Origin of the sequence: Terrisporobacter sp. (assembly GCF_017888745.1) — a bacterium.
Classification (GTDB): domain Bacteria; phylum Bacillota; class Clostridia; order Peptostreptococcales; family Peptostreptococcaceae; genus Terrisporobacter.
The window spans coordinates 1-2917 of the sequence record NZ_JAGHFM010000095.1 but is presented as its reverse complement, the minus strand read 5'-3'; the positions used below and the strand labels follow the sequence as shown (position 1 = coordinate 2917).

Annotated in this window: 2 protein-coding genes; both read right to left on the bottom strand. The window is 26.8% G+C overall.

Features of this window, described 5'->3' with window-relative positions:
- Window positions 1-351: MarR family winged helix-turn-helix transcriptional regulator (locus tag J7G74_RS04860; protein ID WP_297132563.1), on the bottom strand; the 351-nt coding region annotated here is incomplete at its 3' end.
- Window positions 352-483: 132 nt separating this feature from the next.
- Window positions 484-2917 (bottom strand): immunoglobulin-like domain-containing protein (locus J7G74_RS04855; protein ID WP_297132561.1); only part of this gene is annotated, 2434 nt, incomplete at its 5' end.

The window sequence follows — 2917 nt, the reverse complement described above, 5'->3', positions numbered from 1 at the left end:
GTTGTCAAGCTTCTCAACTCTTTCAGTTAATTCTTCCTGAGCCCTTATAGCTTTCTCAGTTAAAACTATTTTTTTTAACCTGGCATCCTCTACTACTGATTCTCTTATAATATATCTATTTTTTTCAAGTAATTGGAGTATTCCTGTTGCTGTTGAACGTCTAATCTTAAATTCTTTTTCTATATCCTTTTGAAATACATTACCATATTGTGATTGAATATGAACATATTTAAGTATCCAACCTTGCATTCCAGTAAGATCATTAAACTCAAAAGGGCTTTCATTAATTTTTCTCTTTATAAGGTTGCTTATAGTTTTAATTTCAAAACCTATTGTTTCTACCCTTTTCATATAATCACTCCAAACTTAAAATTGTTATTTCAGTAATATTATATAAATTAATTCTAATGTTTGTCAAATTTTATTTTATAAAATAGCTATAAAATCCCAAGCTCTTTTGAACTTGGGATTTATTTTTTATTATTATTTTTTATTTTTCTTTCTTCCAAAAGTATTTAAGATTATACCTGATAAGCTTAGTGATGCTAATGAACTTAACATTCCTAGACTTACATAATCTCCTGTCTTTGGATTATCTTCTGTAGGCTTATTATTATCAGAGTTTGTACTACCATTATTTACATTATTATTATCTATAGTGTCATCTTTATTTGTATTATTATTATTTGTATTGTTATCTGTATTATTGTTTGTATTGTTATTTACATCACTATTTAAGTTATCATCCTTAGAATCTTCAATATTATTTTTAGCAAAATCTCTAAGTTTATCAGCTATATTTGAATACTCATCTTTAACTTTTAATACTATATGAGTTTCTTCTTTTAAATCTCCAGAATCAGATACTTTAAAAGTCTTAAAGTTGCTATCTTTTGATATTGTAATATTTACAAATGTGTATCCAGTCTTATTTTCTAAGCTATTTACTTTTGTATTAAGACCATTTAGATTTGATAATAAACTATCTAATTTATCATCACTAATGTTATTAAATTCTATTTCAAATGGATTATCTACTGTTCCTGTTCCTGAATTTAAATTTACTAAATTATTATTTATTGCTTCAACTATTACAGGCGGTAATGAACTTTCTAACTCTTCAGTTGGAGGCACAATTTCATAGCTTTTCTCAACAACTACTAATCTTTCTATCTGAGTAGTATTTCCATCACTATCTTTTACTGTATAAGTTAATTTATATGTATCTTCTTTATTTATATCAACACTTCCTGTTATCACTATATTCTTTGTTATATCTCCATCTTCTTCATCTGATCCCTGAACTCCTGATAATAAATCTATAGATTGACCTTTTTTGATAACTATCTTATCTACTCCGCTTATTACTGGAAGTTGATTAGTTACCGTTATTAATCTAGTTTCTGTAGTAGTATTTCCATCACTATCTGTTACTGTATAAGTTATAGTAGATTTTTTATTTGTACCTGGAAATGGCTTTTCTATTTTTCCAGTTGTAGTCACCTTTAAATTATTATCATGGTCATCTGTTGTTATTATTCCATCAAGTAAATTAAAGTTGTCTACTTCTCCAACTTTTATCGTTATATCTTTTACTCCATTTATTTTTGGCGCTTCATTTGATACTACATTTATTATCCTATTCATAGTAGTCGTATTGTTGTGGCTATCAGTTACTTTATATGTTACTTCATGTCTTCCTATAGTTAAAGTTGTCAAATCAATATCTGGAAATACTATTTTATTTGTTATATCCTTGTCTTCAAAATCCCATGCTTCTACACCAAGTTTTAAATCTGTAGTAGTACCTTCTTTAAGAGTTATTTCACTTAAGTTTTTTATAACAGGTGCATTATTAGTAGATACATTAGATAATACATCAAAAGATATAGAGTTCTGTCCCTTTATTGTGTTAACTCTATATCCTGACCTTATTAACTTATCACTTAAATTTACATCTCCTGTAATTCTTTTACCTTTTACATAAGTACCTTCTATTAAATTATCATTATCAGGTACGTTAATATCTAATACAAAGACTCCATACATATAATCTGCATCAATATTAGCTCCATTTTTAATTTTAATCATTGTCTCATCACAGTGCAATTCAAATATATTTTCTAATCCACCTTGAACATCTAATACAACATCATTATAAAGATTTAATTTTGTTATATTTTCAACCTTACCTACACTTAATGAATTCTCTATAAGTGCGTTAGATCTTGCTAAAACATTATCACCAGATATTATACCTTCTACATTAACACCTCTTAGAGTTAATGATGCTACGTTAATAGTGTGTCCATTTTTACCACCTAAGTTTATATTTCCAAGAGGATTCTTACTAAGTTTGTCATTGGAAATCTTAAGATACCCAGTTATATCTTGAGGAAGATTTTTATCTTCTGAACCAATAAAAATATTTGGTTTTCCTTTTATTTGTGTATTATTTATTTGTAATAAATTTCCATTTAAAAATATGCAATCTTTATCACTTGAAGAAAATTCCATTTCTATATTATTTACATATAACTGATTATTTACATATAATTTTTTGCCAAATTTAAGTTTACCTTTACTTCCACCCTCTTGTTGTTGGATAAATATTAATTTATTTGGCATATGTATATCATCAGGAATAACTACTTCTCCTGCAACATATATAACTCCATTATTTGCAACTAAATCTAAAGCATCTTGAAAATTATTAATAGCATCATCTTTTGTTTGTCCCGAACCTGATACACTTTTTGATCCATCTAAATATACCTTATTTAAACTGTTGCTTTTAAGCCCAGTATCTGAATTTGCTTCAATTTGAGCTATATTTGTTATATTAGTATCGTTTAATTCTTCAGCCAGTACATTTATAGGTTGATTTGCCAAAGTACTTGCTATAATTAAAGTACTC